The organism is Clostridium sp. X, from assembly GCF_055755365.1.
Window position 1 is genome coordinate 1,922,179 of sequence record NZ_CM146912.1, and the last position, 26,391, is coordinate 1,948,569.

Sequence of the window (26,391 nt, forward strand, 5' to 3'; positions counted from 1 at the left end):
TATAGATATGGAGATGATATTATGAAAAGGAAATTAGGAAGCATGATTATTGTATTAGTTTTTGTAGTTTCTACGCTACTTATTGTTGGTTGCTCAAAAGAATCAAAGAATGTTGGACAACCTGAAAATGCAACCACTGAGAAAGCTACAAAAGAAAAAATTAAGATTGCAGTGTTAAAAGGGCCTACAGGTATGGGAATAGTGAAGCTTATGGAAGAGAATAAAGAGAGTTATGACATTTCCTTATATGATTCACCTGATCAAATAGTATCAAAAGTTGTAAATGGAGATGTAGATGGAGCAGCAATACCATCTAATTTAGCACCAATTTTATATAATAAGACTAAAGGGGAAGTTCAACTAGTTGGAATTAATACCTTAGGAGTTCTTTATATTGTTGAAAATGGTGATACTATAAAAAATATAGAAGATTTAAAAGGTAAAACAATTTATATAAGTGGAAAAGGTGCTACCCCAGAGTTTGTCTTAAATTATTTATTAAAACAAAATGGATTAGATCCAAATAAAGATGTTAAAATTGAATTCAAAGCACAACACAGTGATGTAGCTTCATTATTAGCATCAAAAGAAGCATTAATTGCTGTTTTACCTGAACCCTTTGTAACAACAAGCCAAATGAAAGATAAAGATTTAAAGATAGCAATTGATTTAACTAAAGAATGGGAAAAGGCATCAAATAATACTAGTAAGTTAATAATGGGAACATTGGTATTTAGAAAAGACTTCTTAGACAAAAGAGGAGATGAAATAGATGAGTTTTTAACTAAATACAAAGACTCTGTAGATTTTGTAAATAAAAATGTAGTAGAAGCAGGAAAACTAATAGAGAAGAATGGAATATTACCAAAAGCTAAAGTAGCAGAGATGGCTATCCCAAAATGCAATATAGTATTTATAAGTGCCAAAGAGGGAAAAGAATCTTTGAATGAATTTTACAGTGTTTTAAAAGATAGCGACCCTAAATCCATTGGAGGAAAACTTCCAGATGAAAATTTCTATTATAAAGAAAAGTAGAAAAATAATTATATTAATATTTTGGATACTTATTTGGGAGCTCTGCTCCCTTTTTGTTAATCAAATTCTTTTTCTTCCTTCTCCTTTTGTGGTTTTTAAGGTTTTGATGAGTCTTATTGGAGATGCTTATTTTTGGAAAAGTGTTTTTTATAGTATGGCTAGGGTTATACTAGGACTTTTTTTATCTATAGTTATAGGAATAATAATAGGAATTGTTGCAGGGCTTAACAAGTTTATAGAAGAACTATTAAATCCACTAATTATATGTATTAAAGCTACTCCAATTATGTCAATAATAATTCTTGCTCTTGTATGGTTTAAGTCTGATTATGTATCTGTATTTACTACAATACTCACATGCTTTCCTATAATATATACAAATGTATTACAAGGTATAAAGTCTGTAGATATAAAGTTAATTCAAATGGCTAATATATATAAAGTAAAGAAAAAATATATAATAAAAGATATTTACCTGCCAAGTATAAAGCATTATATAGTTTCAGGTATATTAATGTGTTTAGGACTAGGGTTTAAAGTTTCAGTAAGCTCTGAAGTTTTAAGTACACCTAAATATTCTATAGGCCTAAATTTATTAAATTCTAAATCCATGTTAGAGACAGCTGAGCTTTTTGCATGGACCATTGTAGTAATTTTATTGAGTTATATTTTTGAAACAGTATTTAAAAAATATATAAAAAGAATGGACAAATAGACTTAATTAAGGTGATATTTATGAATGTTAAAAATGATTATGAAGTACAGATAAAGAATTTATATAAATCCTATGGAACTCATGTGGTTTTTGATAACTTGAATATAAATTTTATAAAGAATAAAATTACTGTTATTTTAGGACCTTCAGGTTGTGGAAAAACCACGTTGCTAAATATTATTAGTGGTATTGAAAGAAAATACAGTGGAGAAGTAATTTTAAAAGATAGCAGTATATCTTACATATTTCAAGAAGATAGACTTATACCCAACCTTACAGTTTTTGAAAATGTAGCTTTTGTATTGAAATCCACAATGAGTAAGGAAGAGACTAGAAGAATAACAGATAGATATTTAAATCTAGTTAAACTAATGGAATATAAGGATATGCTTCCTGAAGAGTTAAGTGGAGGAATGAAAAGAAGAGTTACAATTGCTAGAGCTTTTGCATATAAAAGCAGGCTCTTATTAATGGATGAGCCTTTTAAAGGATTAGATCAAAAATTAAAAAATGAAATAATAGAAGAGTTTTTAAAAGTTCACAATGAGGATAAGAGAACAATTATATTAGTAACCCATGATATTAAAGAGGCAGAAGCTTTAGGAGATGAAATTTCAATGTTGTTAGTATGATATTATAAAGAATTAAAATATGAAATGAGGGAGAGTTTATGATAATCACTTGCAATAATATTTTAACATTGCCACATTTAGAAAGAATGAAGATTGTGGCAGGTAGAGATGGATTAGATAGAATTATAAGCTGGGTTCATGTAGTAGAAAACCCTGAACATTCTGCATGGTTAAAGGGAGGAGAACTACTTTTAATAAGTGGAATAAATATTAAAGGTGATTTAAAAGCTCTTTTAGATTTTATTAAAGATATACATTCTAGGAATGTTGCTGGAGTAGTTATAAATGTAGGACCTTATATTGAATCTGTACCAAAAGAAGTTATAGATTTAGGAGATTCGCTTAATTTTCCAATTTTTGAACTGCCCTTTGAGGTGAAATTTATAGATATAAGTCAAAGTGTATGTAGAGCTATTTTTATGAGTAAAATAGAGCAAGAATCAATGGAAAGCTTTATTGAAGATATTATTTATACAGATTCAACTGTTACAGATGATGTTTTAAATAGAGCTATTCTTTATGGGTATAAACCTGAAAAAAGCTATTATTCATTTTTTATTAGCATTAATAATTTTGAAACATTTGTTAAAAATAATCAAATAGCTGAAGAAGAGAAAATTTTGCAAATTAAGCAACGGATTCAACATATTATAATAGATATAATGAATAGATGGAACAAGAAATCAATTTATACAATAAGAAGAGAGTCTGTCATTCTTATATTTCCAATAAATAAAAAAGATAAGGTTAATTCTATTGCAGAAGAAATAGTAAATAATATTAGGATGAAAATACAAGGTATCACTGTAAATATAGGCATTGGAAGACCCTGGAGCCATTTAAAGGATTTTAGAAAAAGTGTTCATGAGGCACAAAAAGCTTTGAAAATTTTAAAAATAGGTGAAAAAAAAGATAGCATAAGTAATTATAGTGACATGGGCATATATAGATTATTTTTTGAAATAGATAAATACGAAGAAATGAAAGAACTTTATCATGAAACTTTGGATGAATTAATTAATTATGATTTGAAAAATTCAACTAATCTCGTTGATACTTTAGAAGCATATATAGAGGAAGGTGGCAATCTAACTAGCACATCAAAGAGACTTTTTATTCACAAAAATACAGTAAAGTATAGAGTTAAAAGAATAGAAGAAATATTAGGATGTGATCTTAGAAATATAAAACATTTATTTAATTTTAGTATAGCATTGAAAATAGGAAAATTTTTAAAAAGTATATAAAAAGACAAATTAAAGGCAATATATTTGTCCCTTTGGGACATATATATTGCCTTTTTAATATGGTAAATTATTAGTATAATAATTATTAATTTAATAATAAAAAATATTATTAATTATTGAATTGATAATAAAACTAGGAAATAATTAATATTTGATAATTAGATAAAGAAATGTGAGGAGGGGGAATACAGTGATAAATTTTGATTATTATATGCCAACAAAACTTTTATTTGGTGCTAAAAAAGTTTTGCAGATAGGAAAGATAACAAAAGAATATGGAAATAAAGCACTAATAGTTACAGGAAGGAGTAGTACAAAGAAGACAGGAGTTCTAGATAAAGTAAGAGCATGTTTAGAGGAAGAGGGTATAGAAAGTGTTGTTTTTGATAGGGTAGAATCTAATCCTTTAATTGGAACTGTGGAAGAAGGAGCAAAATTTGCAAAAGAGGAAAACTGCGATGTAGTTATTGCACTGGGAGGAGGAAGTGCATTAGACGCTGGCAAAGCAATTGCTTTATTAGTTGAAAATGAAGGTGATATATCAGAGTATATATTCGGAAAACAGGCTATGGGAGCTCTTCCCATAATAGCAATAACAACTACCGCAGGTACTGGAAGTGAAGCAGACTGTTTGGCAGTACTTACAAATCCAGAAAATAATGATAAGAAATCTTTAAAAACACCATTCACTTATCCAAAAGTTTCAATTATAGATCCTGAGCTTATGACTACTCTTCCCAAAAGAATAGTAGCGTCAACATGTATAGATGCTTTATGTCATGCAATGGAGGCTTATGTTGCTGAAAGAAGTAATCCTATCAGTGAAATAATGGCACTAAAAGCTATAGAACTTATAAGTGAAAATATTGAAAAAGTTTATAAAGATCCAAATAATATTGAAGCATGGGGTGCTATGGCATTAGCAAATACATTAGGTGGAATGGTTATAGATGCGTCAGGGGTAGCTCTTGCTCATGGACTTGAGCATCCTGTAAGTGGACTTTTAAATGTAGCTCATGGAGAAGGCTTAGCAGCAATAATAGTTAATTGGGCTGAATTTAGTTATAGTTCATCAATGCAGAAGTTTTCTAATATAGCAAAAGCATTAGGTGAGGAGATAGAAGGATTACCACTAGAAGAGACAGCTAAAAAGAGTGTTATTGCAATAGAAAAAATTCTTGAAAAAGTAGAATTAACACCTACCTTATCTGACCTTGGAGTAAAAGAAGAACACATAGAATGGTTGGTTAACAATTCATTAAAGACAATGATTTATGCAATAAATAACAATCCAAAGGTAGCAACATCAGAAGAAATAAGAGAACTTTATATGAAAAGTTTGTGATTCTAATTTTAAAAGGGGGATATTATTATGAGTAAAAGTAATGAAAAATTTGAAAAAGTTTTAGGTAAAAAAGATATTTTTGCTCTTGCTTTTGGAGCAATGATTGGCTGGGGCTGGGTGGTACTTGCTGGAGATTGGGTGACAAAAGCAGGTGCACTTGGAGCTATTATAGCATTCTTATTAGGTGGCATAATGGTGCTATTTGTTGGACTTACTTATGCAGAATTGACTTCAGCAATGCCTAAATGTGGTGGAGAGCATGTTTTTAGTTATAGAGCATTAGGACGAAATGCATCCTTTATATGTACATGGGCAATTATTTTAGGCTATATATCAGTTGTAGCCTTTGAGGCAGTAGCTTTTCCAACAGTGTTACAATATCTATTTCCCGCATATCCAAAGGGACTTATGTATAATATAGCAGGTTTTGATGTTTACTTTACATGGGTTCTTGTTGGAGTTATAAGTTCAATTGCAATAGCTGTAATTAACTACGTAGGAGTAAAGCCAGCAGCTTTCTTGCAAGGTGTCTTAACTATATGTATAGCACTTATAGGATTAACATTATTTTCAGGATCATTAGTAACTGGAAACCCTGAAAATTTTAAACCTTTATTTGTAGATGGGGGTAAAGGAATACTTGCAGTTGCAGTTATGACTCCCTTTATGTATGTAGGATTTGATGTTATACCACAAGCAGCAGAAGAAATTAATGTTCCATTTAAGAAAATTGGACAAATTTTGATTTTATCAGTTGTTATGGCTGTTATTTGGTATGTAATTATAATAATTGCAGTATCATTGGCACTTTCAGATGCAGAAATGAGTACTTCTACATTAGTTACTGCAGATGCTATGGCAAAGGTGTTTAATGGTAGTTCAATAGCTCCAAAAATTCTTATAATTGGAGGAATTGCTGGAATAATAACAAGTTGGAATTCCTTTTATGTTGGTGGAAGCAGAGCTATATATTCTATGGCTGAATCAAATATGTTACCAGCTTTCTTAGGAAAATTACATCCTAAATACAAAACGCCATGTAATGCAGTTCTATTAGTAGGTGTAATATCATCTATAGCACCTTTCTTCGGAAGAAAAATGTTGGTATGGCTTGTTGATGCAGGTGGATTAACAATAGTTGTGGCTTATTTAATTGTATCAATATCTTTCTTAGTATTAAGAAAGAAAGAACCTAATATGCCAAGACCATATAAAGTTAAAAATGGCACATTTGTTGGTATTGCTGCAATAGCTTTAAGTTTAGGAATAACGCTAATGTATTTGCCAGGAGCACCAGCAGCATTAGTATGGCCATATGAATGGGCAATGATTATGTTCTGGTGTGCATTAGGTATAGTATTTTATGCTTGGGCTAAGGTATCTAATAAAAAAGCTAGAATTAACGAGGCGGATTATTTACAAGAATTATTGGAAGAAAAATATATAGATGTACAAGAATGTTTAGAATTATAAGAAAAATATGTAGGATAGAAAAAATGTGAGAAAAATTGAAAATATTAAAAGTACTTTTAAAATATATAACTTGTTTTAAAAAAATGGAGGTAATGAAAATGATTGAAGAAAGAATTGCAAAGATAGTAACTGAAATACCAGGTCCAAATTCTAGGGAACTTCTAGAAAAGAAAAATAAATATGTAGCAAAGGGAGTTGCCAGTGCAACAGAGTTATTTATAGATGAAGCTAAAGGAGCTCTTATTAAGGATATAGATGGAAATATATTTATTGATTTCATTGGCGCAATAGGTGTTCAAAATATAGGACATAGTGATGATGGTGTAATAGAGGCAGTAAAAAACCAAATAGATAAATACATTCACCCTTGCTTTCATGTAAATATGTATGAACCTTATGTGGAATTAGCAGAGAAACTAAGTACATTAGCTAAGGGAAATTATGAAAAAAAAGTTATGTTTTCAAATAGTGGAGCTGAAGCTGTAGAGAATGCTATTAAAATAGCAAGAGCTTATACTAAGAAAACAGGCATAATATCTATGCAAGGTTCATTTCATGGTCGTACTAATATGACTATGTCTATAACAAGCAAATATAAGCCATATAAAAATGGATTTGGACCATATGCTGTAGAAACATACAAAGCTGATAGTGCTTATTGTTATAGATGTCCACTTGGATGCAAGTACCCAGAATGTGGTATAGCCTGTGCAGAGAAGTTAAGAACTATGCTAAAGACAACTGTATCTCCTGAAATGATAGCATGTTTAATAGTTGAAGTTGTACAAGGAGAGGGTGGATTTATACCTCAACCTAAAGAATATATGCAAGCTCTTCAATCTATATGTAATGAAAATGGAATTGTGTTTATAGTAGATGAAGTTCAAACTGGTTTTGCAAGAACTGGAAAAATGTTTGCATATCAAAACTATGGGATTGAACCAGATCTTATGACTTTATCAAAATCAATTGCTAATGGATTACCTCTTAGTGCAGTGGTAGGAAAAGCTGAGATAATGGATGCTCCTTGTGTTGGGGGTATAGGGGGTACTTATGGTGGAAGTCCTTTAGCATGTGTAGCTTCACTTAAAGTTATTGAGAAAATTGAAAAAGATAATTTATCCTCTAAGGCAGTAGAGCTTGGATCATATATAAAAGAAAGATTAAGTATTATGAAAGAAAAATATGATGTAATAGGTGATGTAAGAGGATTAGGTGCAATGATAGGTGTTGAATTTGTAAAAAATAGAGATACAAAAGAGCCTAATGCTGAAATAGCTAAAAAAATAATAGATAAGTGTTATAAAAAAGGTGTATTGCTTATGGGGGCAGGTCTTCTTGGAAATGTAATTCGTTTCTTACCTCCTATTATAATGACAGATGAGCAAGTAAAATATGGAATGGATGTGCTTGAAGAAACTATTGGGCAGTGTTTATAGTTTAATATTATTTATAGAGGTGTTGTATGGAAAATATAGTTGTAGAAGTAATTGAAAGTAAGTGTAGTCACTACAGAGTAGGAGATAAGATATATATAGAAGATGCATTAATAAATATGGATAAAACATCTAATGTATGTCTTATGGCAGTTCAATCTTTTTTTCCTTTTATATATGCTGCGAGAAAAGGAGTTACGCCAGAACAAATGGGATTCGGAGAAAAGTTAGTTGTTCAGTGTCCTGATTATTGTGCTCCTGTGGTATTTGAAATAAAAAGAGAAAGAAGCTAAAAGTTAATAGTCAGCCGATTAACTTGAGACAAGAAAAGCTACTCCAAAAGTTAGTCGTAAGATTATAGAAGGTGCTATGTAAATTAGCATAATAGAAACAGACACTCTTAATAATGATGAGAGTAGTCTGTTTTTTTATTATCTTTTTTATAACAGGTGGGACGAAGTTCGGATTAAGGAATATTATGATATAGGAGATTTTGGGGTTTTATCATTGATGGACAATCTATAAGACATAGAGAGGGGATTTGTATGTTTAGGTCATTAAAATCTAAAATAATAGGATTAGTTTTGATAATTGCTTTAGTTCCATTAATAATAAGCAATGGATTTCAGCTAAATTCAGCTAAGGAGATATATACTAATGAAGTAAAGGCAGAGTATGAAAATATAGCAATAAGAGAAGGTGAAGTTATAGATTCTTGGATTAAAGCTAAGATAGCTTTATTAGAAAATACCTACAATAATAATGCAGAGTTTAAGACAGGAGATAAGAATACAATGATTCCTATACTAGGTGAATTAAAAAAGTATTATGTGGATGTTTTACGTTTTTGTTTTATTGATAAAAACGGTATACTAACTAATTCACAAGGATTAGAAGTTAATGTATCAGATCAAGAACATTTTAAAAAGGCAGTAGAGTCAAAGAAAATTGTAGTTAGTGATATAATCAAAGATAGCATTAGTGGTGGGAAAATTATTGTTTTTAATAAGCCTATTATTAATGAAAAAGGTGAATTAATAGGAGTTCTTCAATGTGTTGGCAATGCTGGTTTTATAGAAGGACTTATTTTAGATACTAAAGTAGGGAGAACAGGGTATGGATATTTATTAAGCAAAGATGGGGAATTTTTAGTGCATAAAGATACTACTAAAGTAGGAAACGATTTTAAAAATATAAATTCTGATGGATGGAAAATATTTAAGGATAGTGTTTTTAAAAATAAATCAGGATATATGGAATACTTTGCTAGTGACAATACAGATAGGATTGCCGCTTACAACACTGTACCTTTAGTGGGATGGAAATTTATAATTACAGCTGAAACTGAAGAAATATTTCAGGAATATAATAAATCAAGAAGTATAACGGTTATATTAATTTTAATTACTTCAGGTATTACAGCTATTTTGGCATTCATCTTTGCATCTCATATAGTGAAACGAATCAAGAAGTTAATAAGTATTGTAGAAAATACTGCAAAATTTAACCTAGTAAATGATGGAGAGTTTGAGGAAAGCTTTAAAGAATATAAAAATAAAGATGAAATACAAAGTGCAATTCAAGCTGTAATTAATATGAGAAAGGAATTAAGGGAGTTAATAAATAATATTAAAGAAAAATCTAATAAGGTTTGGAAAAGATCTGATAATCTTTCACTTATAACAGACGAAACTTCAAAATCTATTGAGGGAGTATCCCATGGAACAGATGAGTTGGCCCAAGGAGCTTATGAGCTTGCTAAAAACATGGAAGACAGTGCTATGAAATTAAACAGTTTATCACAAGAAATTGATGGTATAACTAAAGCAACAGATAGTATGAAAGAGTATATAGAAAGAACAAAGAATGCAAATGAAAAGGGTATGAATATTATAGACAATTTAGAAGTAGCAGTAAAAACTAATGTATTAGTTTCAGAGAAAATTGAATCACAAGTAAATCTATTAGATAAAAATTCAGAGTCTATTGAAAAAATAACAGACACTATAAAAGGTATTGCAGATCAAATTAATCTATTATCATTAAATGCCGCTATAGAGGCAGCTAGAAAAAATTAAAATGGATGAATCAAAAACTGTTATTGATGAAACTAGTATGGCTTCAAAAAATACAAGAGTTGCTTTTGTTGATATAGAAAATGCTACTAGAAATATAATATTAGAAGTAGATAAATTAATTGTGAGTATTAATGAAATGAATATAAATAAAGATGGAGTTATTAGTGCTGTAGAAGGAGTATCTGCTATTGCAGAGGAGTCGGCTTCTACTACTGAAGAGATTGCAGCTTCAATTCAACAGCAGTTTGCAAGTATGGAGCAGCTAGGTCATTCATTTAAAGATTTAAAAGTTATAGCTGAATCACTTAATGTATTGGTTAAAAAGTTCAGGACGTGAAAAATTTTATATAAAAGCAATAGAGTATTGAGATTCCCTTAAATTGATGTTTAGGGGAATTTATTTTATTTAAATCTTATTGGTAAATAATGGTTAAGATTTATATTTTATGAATTAAAGTATAGTCTCCATCAAGATAAGTCCTGTTATCCTGTTAATACTATCTATCAACTATTTACTGCTTAAAGAGTTATATATTAAAGCCGGAATAAAAACGTTACTCCAGGTAATACTAGTTCTTGAGATTTATTTTTTAAATCTATTTTTAGGAGGGCTTTTTAATGAGTAAAAATAAAATCATAAGCAAAGGTGAGCATGAAGCCTGTATGGAAAAAGCAAAAGAAATGATTGATAGAGGTTGTGGTATGGGTCAAATTATGGAAGAGACTAATCTTACAGCAGAAGATATAGTAAAAGCTAAAAAGAAATGGGTAGATCGCTCTTAAGCCTCAGATATGTTGATACAGGATTAATCAAAAGAAGAATTAGAAGGAGATAAAAAAGCTATGAAAAATAAACCAGATGATAGAAGAGATAACGTAGATAGAATTCAGCACAATATTAGTAACACTATTCAGAATATTGAACTAGCAGAAGAAATGATTCAAATAACAGATGATAAAAAGATGAAAAATACACTTATAGAAAAGAATGAAAGAAGAGAAGAAGCTCTTAAAGGCATGAGAGAAGAAATTAAAGATGAGGCAATAGCTAAAAAGAATGGATATTAGTAATAATCAAGGTATAGTCTTTAAATTAGACTATACCTTTTATGATTTTGATATTAAATTTCCTATAAAATACCTGAGAGAACTAAGTTCATATGTCCAATAACTATTATTCCCATAATTAAATCAATAATAAAGCCACCCACTATTGGTATTGTAAAGAATGCTTTTGGCGATGGTTTCTTATATTTTTCTACAACGGCAGTCATACTTATCATTGCATTAGGTGTAGCTCCCATTGCATATCCATAAAAACCTGCACTCATTACTGCACTATCGTAATTTTTCCCTGTAAAATTAAATACTATAACTACTGAATATATAGCAAGTATAACTACCTGACCTAGTAGTATTACTATTAGAGGCAATGCCATCCCTACAATCTTCCATATTTCTAAGGACATGATTGTCATAGCAAGAAATATATTTAAAAATACATTACCAATGACGTTGATTTCTTTCTGAGGGAGTGTTACTTTTCCTATATCGGCAGAATTTCGAATTATTGCTGCAGCAAAGATAGCGCCAATATATGCTGGGAAAACTAAGCCTGTTTTATTGATTAATACTGAAATTACAGAGCCTATGCCCATGGCTAACATAATAAGAAGAAAACCCTTACTAAAGTCATTTGTGCTAATAATATCAGCATCATTATCCTCTGTTCTTAATTCAGAGTAACCATTCTCTTCCTCACTTTTAGCTTCGTCCTCCTCTTCAGATATTTGAGCTAACCCTTTTTTCTCTATAATATATCTTGCTACTGGACCAGATACTATTCCTCCCATGACTAGACCAAAAGTGGCAGAGGCAATGGCAATAGGCAATCCTCCAATAGCACCATTAGACTCTATGATAGGAGAAAGTGCAGCAGCAGTCCCAACTCCGCCCATAAGTGATATAGAACCTGCGCACATACCTATAAGAGGATTTAAGTTAAAGGCTTTTGCAATACTGATTCCCCATATATTTTGTAGCAACAACATAACTATTGAAATTAGAACCATAACAGCAATTGAAATTCCACCCTGTTTAAGAATCCTAAAGCTTGCTGTAAAACCAATGGTTGAGAAGAATCCAATCATAAAGAAATTTTTTAAAGTTTGATCAAATATAAAAGAGAATGTTCCGGTTTGTATTCCAATTAAATGTATCAAAGCAAAGATAAGTCCGCCAACAACCGGGGCTGGAATACAGTACTTTTTAAAAAGTTCTACTCTTTCTACAATAATATCACCTATTAAGAATACTATTACTCCGATGCCTACTGCTTGAATCAAATTTACGTTAATAACCATAATACACTCCTATCAAATGAAGTATTCCGCATTTTCGGTAAACTAAAACTTTTGTAGTATATTCTCTCCAAAAATAATGTTAATATGATTATGTTAAAAATTATAAACGTTATAAGTAGTTATTACATAACATATATTATTAGGAATAATACAAATGAGGTGAATTCTTATGAGGAAATTAGTATTGTTTTCATATAATTATGGTAAGGATAAAATGAAACAATTGGAGCAGTTAGGTTATGAAATAATAATTGAAAAAGAAAAAGGGCTACATTATATAGAAGAATTTAATGATGTAGAAGTTCTTGTAACATATGATCCTTTTGATACATTAGATATTTCAAAGATGAAAAATTTAAAATGGATTCAGTTATTAAGCATTGGGTTTAATCAAGTACCTAAAGATGTATTGAAAAATAATAGTATTAAGGTTACTAATAATAAACATGGATATGTAATACCTGTAGCAGAATGGATAGTTGGAAAGATTTTAGAGATATATAAAAATTCTAATAATTTTAATGAAAATAAGAAAAAAAGAGTATGGAGAATGGACTTTAGTTTAATGGAATTATGCGGTAAGACTGTAGGAATAGTTGGTACAGGAGCTATAGCCGTAGAGACAGCTAAGAGATTAAGAGCATTTGATACTCGTGTGCTAGGTGTAAATAGAGATGGAAGACCTATTGAGTATTTTAATGAAACCTACAGTACTTATAACTTAAATGAAATGTTAAGGATTTGCGATATTGTTATTTCTCTTGTTCCAAGTACACCTGGAACTTATCATTTATTTGATGAGAGTAGATTTAATTCTATGAAAGAAGGAGTTGTATTTATTAATGCGTCAAGAGGAGATGTAGTAGATGAAGAGAAATTGATTGAAAGTCTGAAAAATAATAGAATTAAGGCTGCTGCTTTAGATGTCTTTGAAAAAGAGCCTTTAGATAAAGAAAGTGTATTATGGGATTTGGAAAATCTAATAATTAGTCCTCATAATTCATGGGTATCTGAAAGTCGAGATGTAAAAATATATAGTACCATATATGAAAATCTACAAAGATATCTTAATGGTGAGGAACTTATAAACTTAGTAGATATGGAAAGAGGCTACTAAAGCATGCCTTAAGCACAGTGGAAGGAGAATCTAAATTGAATAGATTGTTACTGGACTTACTTAGAGGAGATGGATATATACTATATACTAGACATGGGGAGGCAACAGTAGGAGAAGACCAACCTAATTTAAATTATTGGTACTGTTCTACTCAAAGAAATCTTTCGGAAATGGGTAGAAGACAAGCGGTTTACTATGGAGAAATTCTCCGTAACTTACGAATTCCTATTAGTTATCCTATTATAAGCAGCCTCTTTTGTAGAACTATAGAAACTGCACAATTAGCTTTTGGAAGGACTAATGTTTTAGTAGATCCATTTTGGTTTGAAATTTATAAGTTGAGTGGGGATTTGTCTATTGCAGAACGGAAGAGAATATTAGACTCTCTCAGGGCAAGACTAGAAATAAGACCACCTCAGGGAAGTAATAGAGTTATTATCGCTCACAGTTTTCCAAGCGGAATTGGTCTAGGGGAAATCCCTAACATGGGAATAGTTGTTATTAAGCCCTTAGGACAGGGAAATGGTTATGAAATTGTTGATAGACTATCTTTAGAAGAATTAGCAAATTTGTTAAGGTAGCTCAAAGAGGAGCCCGAGTTAAGTATATTTTTGTTAACGAGGGCTATTTATTTGCTTTAATAATTAATACATATCCTAGTGTATCACTATGTTTATTGCAGAAATATTGGAAGGAAATGAAAGAACTAAAGACTACATTGAAATAGACGATCTTTTTTGATGTTTTATTGAAGAATATTTATGATAAGATATTCCTTGTCGCTTCGAGAGAGCGAAAAAAAAACAATTTCAACTAAAAAAAAGTCGTTGACAAAACAACTTAAAGTTGATACAATAATTAAGCTGTCGAAAGGCAGTAAAGAAAATTTGGTCTTTGAAAATTAAACAGAATTAAGGTAAATAAAATGCCAGTCAATAACTTTAAGTAATGAGTAACAGATTAAACTTTTAAATTGAGAGTTTGATCCTGGCTCAGGACGAACGCTGGCGGCGTGCCTAACACATGCAAGTCGAGCGATGAAGTTGCTTCGGGAACGGATTAGCGGCGGACGGGTGAGTAACACGTGGGTAACCTGCCTCAAAGAGGGGGATAGCCTCCCGAAAGGGAGATTAATACCGCATAACATTATCTTCTCGCATGAGAAGATAATCAAAGGAGCAATCCGCTTTGAGATGGACCCGCGGCGCATTAGCTAGTTGGTGAGGTAACGGCTCACCAAGGCGACGATGCGTAGCCGACCTGAGAGGGTGATCGGCCACATTGGAACTGAGACACGGTCCAGACTCCTACGGGAGGCAGCAGTGGGGAATATTGCGCAATGGGGGAAACCCTGACGCAGCAACGCCGCGTGAGTGATGAAGGTCTTCGGATTGTAAAGCTCTGTCTTTGGGGACGATAATGACGGTACCCAAGGAGGAAGCCACGGCTAACTACGTGCCAGCAGCCGCGGTAATACGTAGGTGGCAAGCGTTGTCCGGATTTACTGGGCGTAAAGAGTATGTAGGCGGATATTTAAGTCAGATGTGAAATTCCCGGGCTTAACCTGGGCGCTGCATTTGAAACTGGGTATCTAGAGTGCGGGAGAGGAAAGTGGAATTCCTAGTGTAGCGGTGAAATGCGTAGAGATTAGGAAGAACACCAGTGGCGAAGGCGACTTTCTGGACCGTAACTGACGCTGAGATACGAAAGCGTGGGGAGCAAACAGGATTAGATACCCTGGTAGTCCACGCCGTAAACGATGAATACTAGGTGTCGGGGGGTACCACCCTCGGTGCCGCAGCAAACGCAATAAGTATTCCGCCTGGGGAGTACGGTCGCAAGATTAAAACTCAAAGGAATTGACGGGGACCCGCACAAGCAGCGGAGCATGTGGTTTAATTCGAAGCAACGCGAAGAACCTTACCTAGACTTGACATCTCCTGAATTACTCGTAACAGAGGAAGCCCTTCGGGGCAGGAAGACAGGTGGTGCATGGTTGTCGTCAGCTCGTGTCGTGAGATGTTGGGTTAAGTCCCGCAACGAGCGCAACCCTTATCGTTAGTTGCTACCATTAAGTTGAGCACTCTAGCGAGACTGCCTGGGTTAACCAGGAGGAAGGTGGGGATGACGTCAAATCATCATGCCCCTTATGTCTAGGGCTACACACGTGCTACAATGGCCGGTACAACGAGAAGCAAACCCGCGAGGGGGAGCCAAACTAAAAAACCGGTCCCAGTTCGGATTGTAGGCTGAAACTCGCCTACATGAAGTTGGAGTTGCTAGTAATCGCGAATCAGAATGTCGCGGTGAATACGTTCCCGGGTCTTGTACACACCGCCCGTCACACCATGAGAGCCGGTAACACCCGAAGCCTGTGAGGTAACCGCAAGGAGCCAGCAGTCGAAGGTGGGATTGGTGATTGGGGTGAAGTCGTAACAAGGTAGCCGTAGGAGAACCTGCGGCTGGATCACCTCCTTTCTAGGGAGAAATGAAAGCTCACAGCTTTCATAGACTGGAAATAATTTATCCTTAATTCTGTTTAATTTTGAAAGACTAATGTCTTTCATTAATTGTTCTTTGAAAATTGCACAGTGAATATTAAGAAATCTACTAAAACTAAGTAATTAGTTTTAGTAATAAATCTCACTCAGTATATCTGAGGAGTGAAGTCTTGTATAACATTTATGTTTACAAGCGTCTAACGATCAAGTTAGAAAGGGCGCACGGTGAATGCCCTGGCACTAGGAGCCGAAGAAGGACGCGATAAGCTGCGATAAGCTACGAGTAGGCGCACACAGCCTGTGATTCGTAGATTTCCGAATGGGGAAACCCACATGATAAACATCATGTACTATATACTGAATTCATAGGTATATAGAGGTACACTCTGGGAACTGAAACATCTAAGTACCAGAAGGAAGAGAAAGAAAAATCGATTCCCTCAGTAGCGGCGAGCGAAAGGGGAAGAGCCCAAACCAGAAACTTTGTTTCTGGGGTTGCGGATAGATCATAACGCTTCAATCTTTTTAGTCGAAGAGAACTGGAAAGTTCTGTCGTAGAAGGTAATAACCCTGTAGGCAAAAAGAAGAGAGAAGTAGATCTACTCCAGAGTACCACGAGACACGTGAAACCTTGTGGGAAGCTGGGAGGACCATCTCCCAAGGCTAAATACTACCTAGTGACCGATAGTGAAGCAGTACCGTGAGGGAAAGGTGAAAAGAACCCCGGAAGGGGAGTGAAATAGAACCTGAAACCGTGTGCCTACAATCGGTCGGAGCACGTTAATGTGTGACGGCGTACTTTTTGTAGAACGGGCCAGCGAGTTACGATATGTAGCAAGGTTAAGCACCTACGGTGCGGAGCCGAAGGGAAACCGAGTCTGAACAGGGCAACTAGTTGCATATCGTAGACCCGAAACCGGGTGATCTATCCATGGCCAGGATGAAGCGGAAGTAAAATTCCGTGGAGGTCCGAACCACGTTGGTGTTGAAAAACCATGGGATGAGCTGTGGATAGCGGAGAAATTCCAATCGAACTCGGAGATAGCTGGTTCTCCTCGAAATAGCTTTAGGGCTAGCGTCGGGTAATTAAGTAGTGGAGGTAGAGCACTGAATGGGCTAGGGGCTGACAACAGTTACTGAACCCTATCAAACTCCGAATGCCACATACTGGTACCCCGGCAGTCAGACTACGAATGATAAGATCCGTGGTCAAAAGGGAAACAGCCCAGACCATCAGCTAAGGTCCCAAAGTGTAAGTTAAGTGGGAAAGGATGTGGGATTTCTAAGACAACTAGGATGTTGGCTTAGAAGCAGCCACTCATTTAAAGAGTGCGTAATAGCTCACTAGTCGAGAGATCCCGCGCCGAAGATGTAACGGGGCTAAAACTTACCACCGAAGCTATGGATGTGTACTACGTACACGTGGTAGAGGAGCTTTCTGCACAGGTAGAAGCCATATCGTAAGGAGTGGTGGACAGTGCAGAAGTGAGAATGCTGGCATAAGTAGCGAGAAACAGGTGAGAATCCTGTTGGCCGAATATCTAAGGTTTCCTGGGGAAGGCTCGTCCTCCCAGGGTTAGTCGGGACCTAAGCCGAGGCCGAAAGGCGTAGGTGATGGACAACTGGTTGATATTCCAGTACCACCAAAATGCGTTTGACAAATGGGATGACGCAGGAGGATAGGATGTGCGCACTATTGGATGTGCGTCTAAGCACTTAGGATGTTGAGTAGGCAAATCCGCTCAATTTAAGTCTGAGGTGTGATGGGGAGCCCTATGGGCGAAGTATCTGATTCCACGCTGCCAAGAAAAGTCTCTATGGAGCAAATTGGTGCCCGTACCGCAAACCGACACAGGTAGATGAGGAGAGAATCCTAAGGCCGTCGGAAGAATTGCTGCTAAGGAACTCGGCAAATTAACCCCGTAACTTCGGGAGAAGGGGTGCCTCCGAGAGGAGGCCGCAGTGAACAGGCCCAAGCAACTGTTTATCAAAAACACAGGTCTCTGCTAAAGCGTAAGCTGATGTATAGGGGCTGACGCCTGCCCGGTGCTGGAAGGTTAAGGGGAATGCTTAGCGCAAGCGAAGGTATGAACTTAAGCCCCAGTAAACGGCGGCCGTAACTATAACGGTCCTAAGGTAGCGAAATTCCTTGTCGGGTAAGTTCCGACCCGCACGAATGGCGTAATGATTTGGGCACTGTCTCGGCAGCAAATCCGGTGAAATTGAAGTGCAAGTGAAGATGCTTGCTACCCGCGGTTGGACGGAAAGACCCCGTAGAGCTTTACTGTAGCTTAGCATTGCATTTCGGTATTGTCTGTACAGGATAGGTGGGAGACTAAGAAGCGAGAGCGTCAGCTTTCGTGGAGTCGTCCTTGGGATACCACCCTGACAGTACTGGAATTCTAACTGGCGGCCATGAATCTGGTCACAGGACATTGCTAGGTGGGCAGTTTGACTGGGGCGGTCGCCTCCTAAAAGGTAACGGAGGCGCTCAAAGGTTCCCTCAGCGCGGTCGGAAATCGCGCGTAGAGTGTAAAGGCAGAAGGGAGCCTGACTGCGACACATACAGGTGGAGCAGGGACGAAAGTCGGACTTAGTGATCCGGTGGTTCTGTATGGAAGGGCCATCGCTCAACGGATAAAAGCTACCTCGGGGATAACAGGCTGATCTCCCCCAAGAGTCCACATCGACGGGGAGGTTTGGCACCTCGATGTCGGCTCGTCGCATCCTGGGGCTGTAGTCGGTCCCAAGGGTTGGGCTGTTCGCCCATTAAAGCGGCACGCGAGCTGGGTTCAGAACGTCGTGAGACAGTTCGGTCCCTATCCGCCGTGGGCGTAGGAAATTTGAGAGGAGCTGTCCTTAGTACGAGAGGACCGGGATGGACTGACCTCTGGTGCACCAGTTGTTTCGCCAGAAGCACAGCTGGGTAGCTATGTCGGGAAGGGATAAACGCTGAAAGCATCTAAGCGTGAAGCCCACCTCAAGATTAGATTTCCCATAGCGTAAGCTAGTAAGATCCCTGGAAGACTACCAGGTTGATAGGTTAGGGGTGTAAGTGCAGTAATGTACTCAGCTGACTAATACTAATAGATCGAGGACTTGATCTAAAATATTAAATTCACTGTGCAATTTTGAGAGAACAATCTCAAAGGAAACTCCTGAACTAACGTTCATGAGTACTCTGGCTCTAGAAAATCATAGATTTAAAGAGCCAGAGCATCTGGTGATTATGGCGTGAAGGATACACCCGTACCCATCCCGAACACGATGGTTAAGCTTCACAGCGCCGATGGTACTGCACTGGAGACGGTGTGGAAGAGTAGGACATCGCCAGGTAAGTTAAAAACACTAAGCAAACGCTTAGTGTTTTTTTATTTTATAAAAGAGTATAAACGATTTATATACAAAAGAATTGAATCTAAAAATCATATTTGAAAAATGATTAAAAGAATAGTATATTTTTAAGTAATCTTCATATAATATAAATAATGTATTCCGCGATAGCTCAACGGTGGAGCACTCGGCTGTTAACCGATAGGTTGAAGGTTCGAATCCTTTTCGGGGAGCCATTATATATTAATTATTACATATTAAGATAAAAGCACTAAAAAAAACTGCCTGTTATAAAGTAGACAGTCAAATGATAGAAGATATTAAGTTGATAAAGTCACATATTCATTGAACTTTATCAACTTAATATCTTTTGTAATTTTTTTGTATCGACAAAAGGAATAGTCCTTTGATAATTATAGCTACTTCAATTTTAAAGAGTGATAAAACAGGTTCAGTTGATGGAACATTAATTATGGGTAGATTTATAAGTGAAGTATTTATAAAAAGACTTGAAGAAACAAAATCTGAACCTTTATCAGATAAAGAACAGTATCAAGAATGTTTAAAAGTCCTGATACTGTTTTTTTTTATTGGACTATTTGTGAACTTTAGATTCCAATAGTTAATTTTAGGTGAACAGTTGGGTGGATTTATTGAAAAGTACTTCAAAATTTATTAACATAGTCATGGGTATATTTTAGTTAAAGATTTAGTATAGCTATAGAATCTATGGATCATGTGGTAATTAATTTGTAATATTATAAAGATAAATCTCTATAATATTGAGGAGGAAGGTATTTGATTGATTTTAACTTAGAAATAAAAAAAGTACAACCTATAAGTATTGAAGATATGGAATCAAATCAGTATGAAGCTAATGACAATATTAAAAAGGCTGTTATTCTATATAATAAAGCCGTTGCTGAAATAAAAATAAAGGATTTAGATTCAGCTATAAAGGATTTAAAAAAGGCGTTATCCTATAATGACGAATTTGTTGAAGGAATAAAGCTTTTGGGATTGTGTTATGTTAATAATAAAGAATATAGAAGGGCAGAAAAAACTTTTAAAGAGCTATCAGAATACGAATTATATAGTGATTTAGCAATAGAATATATAAAAAACTCAATAATTGAAAGAACTATGTCCAAAACCATGAAGTCTATAAAAAGATATGAAAATAGTTCTAGCGATAGTTCAATTGATAATAAGGAAAATAATAAAACTACTTTTAAGGAACATCATAAAAAAATATTTATTATAGGAGCTTCAATCGCCATTAGTATAGCTGTTTTTACTATAAGCTACTTAATCGGAATAAATCTTGAAAGTACTTCAAAAAAAAGCCAAGTTACTAGCAAGGCAGTAGATTCATCCAAAAATAAAATAGATGAAACTTCTAAGGATAATGAAAGCAAAGAAGATACTGAATTAAATAAAGATATCAAAAATGTTCAGAAAGAAGATAGTACAAAGTTTGAAGAAGAGAATAATAAAGACGAAGATTTATTAGAAACTGATAAATTGCCATCAGACATGAATAAAAATAATATATGGAATATATACAATGAGGGAAACAGTTTATATAAGCAAGGAAAATATGGAGAAGCACTACCAAAGTTAAAGATAGCTTATGAAGTTAAACCAGATCCAGATCTTATGCCCTGGATTACTTATCAAATAGGAAACTGCTATAAAGAAGCTAACGATCATGCTAAAGCTATTGAGTTTTTTCAGAGGGTTAAGGATAACTATCCAAATTCTCAATATGTTTCTTCTGCGGAGAGAATGATAAATCAAATAGAAAGTAATAAAGCTAACAGAGAGTAAATATATGCCAGCACCATTAAATATTAGAAGATATTTGATGACGCTGGTATTTTAATTTTAAAGAAAGTATTATATCTATCAGACCTATCAGAGTTATGTTGAAGTCTAAAGATAAACTAAAAAAAGTAATATACTAACCCATGCGTATCAACATAAGATAAAGCTATTTATAAGGAGAATTGGCTAGATATGTTGACGTATATTATATTAAAGATAGATAACTAAAAATCAGAGAGTTAAGTTCATGATAAGATATTCCTTGTCGCTTGGAGAGAGCAGAAAAAACAACAGCTAATCATAAGTAAATAGTTGCTAAACAGTAACTTAATGAAATTGTGATTAGAGAAGGAAAAGCTCTTAGAAAGATGACATCAACTAAAAAAAGTTGTTGACAAAATAACTTAAAGTTGATACAATAACTAAGCTGTCGAAAGACAGTAAAGAAAACTTGGTCTTTGAAAATTAAACAGAATTAAGGTAAACAAAATGCCAGTCAATAACTTTAAGTAATGAGTAACAGATTAAACTTTTAAATTGAGAGTTTGATCCTGGCTCAGGACGAACGCTGGCGGCGTGCCTAACACATGCAAGTCGAGCGATGAAGTTCCTTCGGGAACGGATTAGCGGCGGACGGGTGAGTAACACGTGGGTAACCTGCCTCAAAGAGGGGGATAGCCTCCCGAAAGGGAGATTAATACCGCATAACATTATCTTCTCGCATGAGAAGATAATCAAAGGAGCAATCCGCTTTGAGATGGACCCGCGGCGCATTAGCTAGTTGGTGAGGTAACGGCTCACCAAGGCGACGATGCGTAGCCGACCTGAGAGGGTGATCGGCCACATTGGAACTGAGACACGGTCCAGACTCCTACGGGAGGCAGCAGTGGGGAATATTGCGCAATGGGGGAAACCCTGACGCAGCAACGCCGCGTGAGTGATGAAGGTCTTCGGATTGTAAAGCTCTGTCTTTGGGGACGATAATGACGGTACCCAAGGAGGAAGCCACGGCTAACTACGTGCCAGCAGCCGCGGTAATACGTAGGTGGCAAGCGTTGTCCGGATTTACTGGGCGTAAAGAGTATGTAGGCGGATATTTAAGTCAGATGTGAAATTCCCGGGCTTAACCTGGGCGCTGCATTTGAAACTGGGTATCTAGAGTGCGGGAGAGGAAAGTGGAATTCCTAGTGTAGCGGTGAAATGCGTAGAGATTAGGAAGAACACCAGTGGCGAAGGCGACTTTCTGGACCGTAACTGACGCTGAGATACGAAAGCGTGGGGAGCAAACAGGATTAGATACCCTGGTAGTCCACGCCGTAAACGATGAATACTAGGTGTCGGGGGGTACCACCCTCGGTGCCGCAGCAAACGCAATAAGTATTCCGCCTGGGGAGTACGGTCGCAAGATTAAAACTCAAAGGAATTGACGGGGACCCGCACAAGCAGCGGAGCATGTGGTTTAATTCGAAGCAACGCGAAGAACCTTACCTAGACTTGACATCTCCTGAATTACTCGTAACAGAGGAAGCCCTTCGGGGCAGGAAGACAGGTGGTGCATGGTTGTCGTCAGCTCGTGTCGTGAGATGTTGGGTTAAGTCCCGCAACGAGCGCAACCCTTATCGTTAGTTGCTACCATTAAGTTGAGCACTCTAGCGAGACTGCCTGGGTTAACCAGGAGGAAGGTGGGGATGACGTCAAATCATCATGCCCCTTATGTCTAGGGCTACACACGTGCTACAATGGCCGGTACAACGAGAAGCAAACCCGTGAGGGGGAGCCAAACTAAAAAACCGGTCCCAGTTCGGATTGTAGGCTGAAACTCGCCTACATGAAGTTGGAGTTGCTAGTAATCGCGAATCAGAATGTCGCGGTGAATACGTTCCCGGGTCTTGTACACACCGCCCGTCACACCATGAGAGCCGGTAACACCCGAAGCCTGTGAGGTAACCGCAAGGAGCCAGCAGTCGAAGGTGGGATTGGTGATTGGGGTGAAGTCGTAACAAGGTAGCCGTAGGAGAACCTGCGGCTGGATCACCTCCTTTCTAGGGAGAAATGAAAGCTCACAGCTTTCATAGACTGGAAATAATTTATCCTTAATTCTGTTTAATTTTGAAAGACTAATGTCTTTCATTAATTGTTCTTTGAAAATTGCACAGTGAATATTAAGAAATCTACTATAACTAAGTAATTAGTTGTAGTAATAATGAAACTCACTCAGCGAAGCTGAGGAGTACTGACTTGTTACCAAAATCGAAGATTTTGACAAGTCATGTATCTAACGATCAAGTTAGAAAGGGCGCACGGTGAATGCCCTGGCACTAGGAGCCGAAGAAGGACGCGATAAGCTGCGATAAGCTACGAGTAGGCGCACACAGCCTGTGATTCGTAGATTTCCGAATGGGGAAACCCACATGATAAACATCATGTACTATATACTGAATTCATAGGTATATAGAGGTACACTCTGGGAACTGAAACATCTAAGTACCAGAAGGAAGAGAAAGAAAAATCGATTCCCTCAGTAGCGGCGAGCGAAAGGGGAAGAGCCCAAACCAGAAACTTTGTTTCTGGGGTTGCGGATAGATCATAACGCTTCAATCTTTTTAGTCGAAGAGAACTGGAAAGTTCTGTCGTAGAAGGTAATAACCCTGTAGGCAAAAAGAAGAGAGAAGTAGATCTACTCCAGAGTACCACGAGACACGTGAAACCTTGTGGGAAGCTGGGAGGACCATCTCCCAAGGCTAAATACTACCTAGTGACCGATAGTGAAGCAGTACCGTGAGGGAAAGGTGAAAAGAACCCCGGAAGGGGAGTGAAATAGAACCTGAAACCGTGTGCCTACAATCGGTCGGAGCACGTTAATGTGTGACGGCGTACTTTTTGTAGAACGGGCCAGCGAGTTACGATATGTAGCAAGGTTAAGCACCTACGGTGCGGAGCCGAAGGGAAACCGAGTCTGAACAGGGCAACTAGTTGCATATCGTAGACCCGAAACCGGGTGATCTATCCATGGCCAGGATGAAGCGGAAGTAAAATTCCGTGGAGGTCCGAACCACGTTGGTGTTGAAAAACCATGGGATGAGCTGTGGATAGCGGAGAAATTCCAATCGAACTCGGAGATAGCTGGTTCTCCTCGAAATAGCTTTAGGGCTAGCGTCGGGTAATTAAGTAGTGGAGGTAGAGCACTGAATGGGCTAGGGGCTGACAACAGTTACTGAACCCTATCAAACTCCGAATGCCACATACTGGTACCCCGGCAGTCAGACTACGAATGATAAGATCCGTGGTCAAAAGGGAAACAGCCCAGACCATCAGCTAAGGTCCCAAAGTGTAAGTTAAGTGGGAAAGGATGTGGGATTTCTAAGACAACTAGGATGTTGGCTTAGAAGCAGCCACTCATTTAAAGAGTGCGTAATAGCTCACTAGTCGAGAGATCCCGCGCCGAAGATGTAACGGGGCTAAAACTTACCACCGAAGCTATGGATGTGTACTACGTACACGTGGTAGAGGAGCTTTCTGCACAGGTAGAAGCCATATCGTAAGGAGTGGTGGACAGTGCAGAAGTGAGAATGCTGGCATAAGTAGCGAGAAACAGGTGAGAATCCTGTTGGCCGAATATCTAAGGTTTCCTGGGGAAGGCTCGTCCTCCCAGGGTTAGTCGGGACCTAAGCCGAGGCCGAAAGGCGTAGGTGATGGACAACTGGTTGATATTCCAGTACCACCAAAATGCGTTTGACAAATGGGATGACGCAGGAGGATAGGATGTGCGCACTATTGGATGTGCGTCTAAGCACTTAGGATGTTGAGTAGGCAAATCCGCTCAATTTAAGTCTGAGGTGTGATGGGGAGCCCTATGGGCGAAGTATCTGATTCCACGCTGCCAAGAAAAGTCTCTATGGAGCAAATTGGTGCCCGTACCGCAAACCGACACAGGTAGATGAGGAGAGAATCCTAAGGCCGTCGGAAGAATTGCTGCTAAGGAACTCGGCAAATTAACCCCGTAACTTCGGGAGAAGGGGTGCCTCCGAGAGGAGGCCGCAGTGAACAGGCCCAAGCAACTGTTTATCAAAAACACAGGTCTCTGCTAAAGCGTAAGCTGATGTATAGGGGCTGACGCCTGCCCGGTGCTGGAAGGTTAAGGGGAATGCTTAGCGCAAGCGAAGGTATGAACTTAAGCCCCAGTAAACGGCGGCCGTAACTATAACGGTCCTAAGGTAGCGAAATTCCTTGTCGGGTAAGTTCCGACCCGCACGAATGGCGTAATGATTTGGGCACTGTCTCGGCAGCAAATCCGGTGAAATTGAAGTGCAAGTGAAGATGCTTGCTACCCGCGGTTGGACGGAAAGACCCCGTAGAGCTTTACTGTAGCTTAGCATTGCATTTCGGTATTGTCTGTACAGGATAGGTGGGAGACTAAGAAGCGAGAGCGTCAGCTTTCGTGGAGTCGTCCTTGGGATACCACCCTGACAGTACTGGAATTCTAACTGGCGGCCATGAATCTGGTCACAGGACATTGCTAGGTGGGCAGTTTGACTGGGGCGGTCGCCTCCTAAAAGGTAACGGAGGCGCTCAAAGGTTCCCTCAGCGCGGTCGGAAATCGCGCGTAGAGTGTAAAGGCAGAAGGGAGCCTGACTGCGACACATACAGGTGGAGCAGGGACGAAAGTCGGACTTAGTGATCCGGTGGTTCTGTATGGAAGGGCCATCGCTCAACGGATAAAAGCTACCTCGGGGATAACAGGCTGATCTCCCCCAAGAGTCCACATCGACGGGGAGGTTTGGCACCTCGATGTCGGCTCGTCGCATCCTGGGGCTGTAGTCGGTCCCAAGGGTTGGGCTGTTCGCCCATTAAAGCGGCACGCGAGCTGGGTTCAGAACGTCGTGAGACAGTTCGGTCCCTATCCGCCGTGGGCGTAGGAAATTTGAGAGGAGCTGTCCTTAGTACGAGAGGACCGGGATGGACTGACCTCTGGTGCACCAGTTGTTTCGCCAGAAGCACAGCTGGGTAGCTATGTCGGGAAGGGATAAACGCTGAAAGCATCTAAGCGTGAAGCCCACCTCAAGATTAGATTTCCCATAGCGTAAGCTAGTAAGATCCCTGGAAGACTACCAGGTTGATAGGTTAGGGGTGTAAGTGCAGTAATGTACTCAGCTGACTAATACTAATAGATCGAGGACTTGATCTAAAATATTAAATTCACTGTGCAATTTTGAGAGAACAATCTCATAGAAAAACACTAAGCAAATGCTTGGTGTTTTTAGTTTTTTGTCGATAAATTTTTAAAATATG

At 37.2% G+C, this 26,391-nt stretch carries 17 protein-coding genes, 1 tRNA gene and 5 rRNA genes; 22 read left to right on the forward strand and 1 reads right to left on the reverse strand.

Annotation, left to right across the window (positions count from 1 at the left end):
• Positions 1–21: 21 nt before the first annotated feature.
• The 12 genes from ACX0KU_RS09730 (at position 22) to tlp (ending at position 11,029) form a co-directional block, all read left to right on the forward strand.
• A complete protein-coding gene (locus ACX0KU_RS09730) occupies positions 22–1,035 on the forward strand; it encodes an ABC transporter substrate-binding protein (protein ID WP_472989668.1) in 1,014 nt (337 codons plus the stop codon).
• A complete protein-coding gene (locus ACX0KU_RS09735; RefSeq protein ID WP_472989670.1) occupies positions 1,007–1,750 on the forward strand; it encodes an ABC transporter permease in 744 nt (247 codons plus the stop codon). Before ACX0KU_RS09730 ends, ACX0KU_RS09735 begins: the two co-directional genes overlap by 29 nt.
• 20 nt (positions 1,751–1,770) lie before the next feature.
• Positions 1,771–2,382: an ABC transporter ATP-binding protein gene (locus ACX0KU_RS09740; RefSeq protein ID WP_472989671.1), complete on the forward strand. Its 612-nt coding sequence runs from the start codon at positions 1,771–1,773 to the stop codon at positions 2,380–2,382.
• A gap of 38 nt (positions 2,383–2,420) precedes the next feature.
• Complete coding sequence (locus tag ACX0KU_RS09745; RefSeq protein WP_472989672.1) at positions 2,421–3,629, forward strand: PucR family transcriptional regulator; 1,209 nt, start codon at positions 2,421–2,423, stop codon at positions 3,627–3,629.
• A gap of 190 nt (positions 3,630–3,819) precedes the next feature.
• A complete protein-coding gene (locus ACX0KU_RS09750) occupies positions 3,820–4,974 on the forward strand; it encodes an iron-containing alcohol dehydrogenase (RefSeq protein WP_472989673.1) in 1,155 nt (384 codons plus the stop codon).
• A 27-nt stretch (positions 4,975–5,001) separates the two neighbouring features.
• Positions 5,002–6,447 (forward strand): APC family permease, encoded by a 1,446-nt coding sequence (locus tag ACX0KU_RS09755; RefSeq protein WP_472989674.1) that lies wholly within the window; start codon positions 5,002–5,004, stop codon positions 6,445–6,447.
• 98 nt (positions 6,448–6,545) lie between these two features.
• Positions 6,546–7,886, forward strand: coding sequence for a 4-aminobutyrate--2-oxoglutarate transaminase (gene gabT / locus ACX0KU_RS09760; protein ID WP_472989675.1), 1,341 nt, complete (start codon positions 6,546–6,548; stop codon positions 7,884–7,886).
• 26 nt (positions 7,887–7,912) lie between these two features.
• Positions 7,913–8,176 (forward strand): TIGR04076 family protein, encoded by a 264-nt coding sequence (locus tag ACX0KU_RS09765; RefSeq protein WP_472989676.1) that lies wholly within the window; start codon positions 7,913–7,915, stop codon positions 8,174–8,176.
• Positions 8,177–8,428: 252 nt separating this feature from the next.
• Positions 8,429–9,961, forward strand: coding sequence for a methyl-accepting chemotaxis protein (locus tag ACX0KU_RS09770; protein WP_472989677.1), 1,533 nt, complete (start codon positions 8,429–8,431; stop codon positions 9,959–9,961).
• A gap of 1 nt (position 9,962) precedes the next feature.
• Positions 9,963–10,298: a hypothetical protein gene (locus ACX0KU_RS09775; protein ID WP_472989678.1), complete on the forward strand. Its 336-nt coding sequence runs from the start codon at positions 9,963–9,965 to the stop codon at positions 10,296–10,298.
• A gap of 281 nt (positions 10,299–10,579) precedes the next feature.
• The gene (locus tag ACX0KU_RS09780) at positions 10,580–10,744 is read left to right on the forward strand and encodes a hypothetical protein (protein ID WP_472989679.1); all 165 of its coding nucleotides are present in this window, start codon (positions 10,580–10,582) and stop codon (positions 10,742–10,744) included.
• Between the two features lie 60 nt (positions 10,745–10,804).
• Positions 10,805–11,029, forward strand: coding sequence for a small acid-soluble spore protein Tlp (gene tlp / locus ACX0KU_RS09785; protein ID WP_472989680.1), 225 nt, complete (start codon positions 10,805–10,807; stop codon positions 11,027–11,029).
• Positions 11,030–11,091: 62 nt separating this feature from the next.
• Here the strand turns inward: tlp and gltS are convergent, their stop codons facing one another.
• Complete coding sequence (gene gltS / locus ACX0KU_RS09790) at positions 11,092–12,324, reverse strand: sodium/glutamate symporter (protein WP_472989681.1); 1,233 nt, start codon at positions 12,322–12,324, stop codon at positions 11,092–11,094.
• 169 nt (positions 12,325–12,493) lie between these two features.
• Here gltS and ACX0KU_RS09795 point away from each other — a divergent pair, with 169 nt between their 5' ends.
• The 10 genes from ACX0KU_RS09795 to ACX0KU_RS09840 all read left to right on the forward strand — a co-directional run bounded on the left by ACX0KU_RS09795 (position 12,494) and on the right by ACX0KU_RS09840 (position 26,287).
• Entirely contained in the window at positions 12,494–13,441 is a 948-nt protein-coding gene (locus ACX0KU_RS09795; RefSeq protein ID WP_472989682.1) for a phosphoglycerate dehydrogenase, read from the forward strand.
• A 35-nt stretch (positions 13,442–13,476) separates the two neighbouring features.
• On the forward strand, positions 13,477–14,022 hold the full coding sequence (locus ACX0KU_RS09800; RefSeq protein ID WP_472989683.1) for a histidine phosphatase family protein: 546 nt from the start codon (positions 13,477–13,479) through the stop codon (positions 14,020–14,022).
• A gap of 388 nt (positions 14,023–14,410) precedes the next feature.
• Positions 14,411–15,919: ribosomal RNA gene (locus tag ACX0KU_RS09805) — 16S ribosomal RNA — on the forward strand.
• A 225-nt stretch (positions 15,920–16,144) separates the two neighbouring features.
• Positions 16,145–19,049 (forward strand): 23S ribosomal RNA (locus tag ACX0KU_RS09810).
• A gap of 112 nt (positions 19,050–19,161) precedes the next feature.
• Positions 19,162–19,278, forward strand: a 5S ribosomal RNA gene (rrf, locus tag ACX0KU_RS09815).
• Together the 16S, 23S and 5S rRNA genes with 1 tRNA gene alongside form the textbook arrangement of a ribosomal RNA operon.
• Before the next feature lie 158 nt (positions 19,279–19,436).
• Positions 19,437–19,511: transfer RNA gene (locus tag ACX0KU_RS09820), tRNA-Asn, on the forward strand.
• Between the two features lie 170 nt (positions 19,512–19,681).
• Complete coding sequence (locus ACX0KU_RS09825) at positions 19,682–19,897, forward strand: CHASE4 domain-containing protein (RefSeq protein WP_472989684.1); 216 nt, start codon at positions 19,682–19,684, stop codon at positions 19,895–19,897.
• A 176-nt stretch (positions 19,898–20,073) separates the two neighbouring features.
• Positions 20,074–21,105, forward strand: a complete 1,032-nt coding sequence (locus ACX0KU_RS09830) for a tetratricopeptide repeat protein (RefSeq protein ID WP_472989686.1) — start codon at positions 20,074–20,076, stop codon at positions 21,103–21,105.
• 530 nt (positions 21,106–21,635) lie between these two features.
• Positions 21,636–23,144: ribosomal RNA gene (locus tag ACX0KU_RS09835) — 16S ribosomal RNA — on the forward strand.
• 238 nt (positions 23,145–23,382) lie between these two features.
• A 23S ribosomal RNA gene (locus ACX0KU_RS09840) occupies positions 23,383–26,287 on the forward strand.
• Positions 26,288–26,391 lie beyond the last annotated feature (104 nt).

What these genes read in the sequence shown, in the direction of transcription:
- ACX0KU_RS09730 (WP_472989668.1), top strand. Translation starts at nt 22, where the DNA reads ATGAAAAGGAAATTAGGAAGCATGATTATTGTATTAGTTTTTGTAGTT.
- ACX0KU_RS09735 (WP_472989670.1), top strand. Translation starts at nt 1,007, where the DNA reads ATGAAAATTTCTATTATAAAGAAAAGTAGAAAAATAATTATATTAATA.
- ACX0KU_RS09740 (WP_472989671.1), top strand. Translation starts at nt 1,771, where the DNA reads ATGAATGTTAAAAATGATTATGAAGTACAGATAAAGAATTTATATAAA.
- ACX0KU_RS09745 (WP_472989672.1), top strand. Translation starts at nt 2,421, where the DNA reads ATGATAATCACTTGCAATAATATTTTAACATTGCCACATTTAGAAAGA.
- ACX0KU_RS09755 (WP_472989674.1), top strand. Translation starts at nt 5,002, where the DNA reads ATGAGTAAAAGTAATGAAAAATTTGAAAAAGTTTTAGGTAAAAAAGAT.
- gabT (WP_472989675.1), top strand. Translation starts at nt 6,546, where the DNA reads ATGATTGAAGAAAGAATTGCAAAGATAGTAACTGAAATACCAGGTCCA.
- ACX0KU_RS09765 (WP_472989676.1), top strand. Translation starts at nt 7,913, where the DNA reads ATGGAAAATATAGTTGTAGAAGTAATTGAAAGTAAGTGTAGTCACTAC.
- ACX0KU_RS09770 (WP_472989677.1), top strand. Translation starts at nt 8,429, where the DNA reads ATGTTTAGGTCATTAAAATCTAAAATAATAGGATTAGTTTTGATAATT.
- ACX0KU_RS09775 (WP_472989678.1), top strand. Translation starts at nt 9,963, where the DNA reads ATGGATGAATCAAAAACTGTTATTGATGAAACTAGTATGGCTTCAAAA.
- ACX0KU_RS09780 (WP_472989679.1), top strand. Translation starts at nt 10,580, where the DNA reads ATGAGTAAAAATAAAATCATAAGCAAAGGTGAGCATGAAGCCTGTATG.
- tlp (WP_472989680.1), top strand. Translation starts at nt 10,805, where the DNA reads ATGAAAAATAAACCAGATGATAGAAGAGATAACGTAGATAGAATTCAG.
- gltS (WP_472989681.1), bottom strand. Translation starts at nt 12,324, where the DNA reads ATGGTTATTAACGTAAATTTGATTCAAGCAGTAGGCATCGGAGTAATA.
- ACX0KU_RS09795 (WP_472989682.1), top strand. Translation starts at nt 12,494, where the DNA reads ATGAGGAAATTAGTATTGTTTTCATATAATTATGGTAAGGATAAAATG.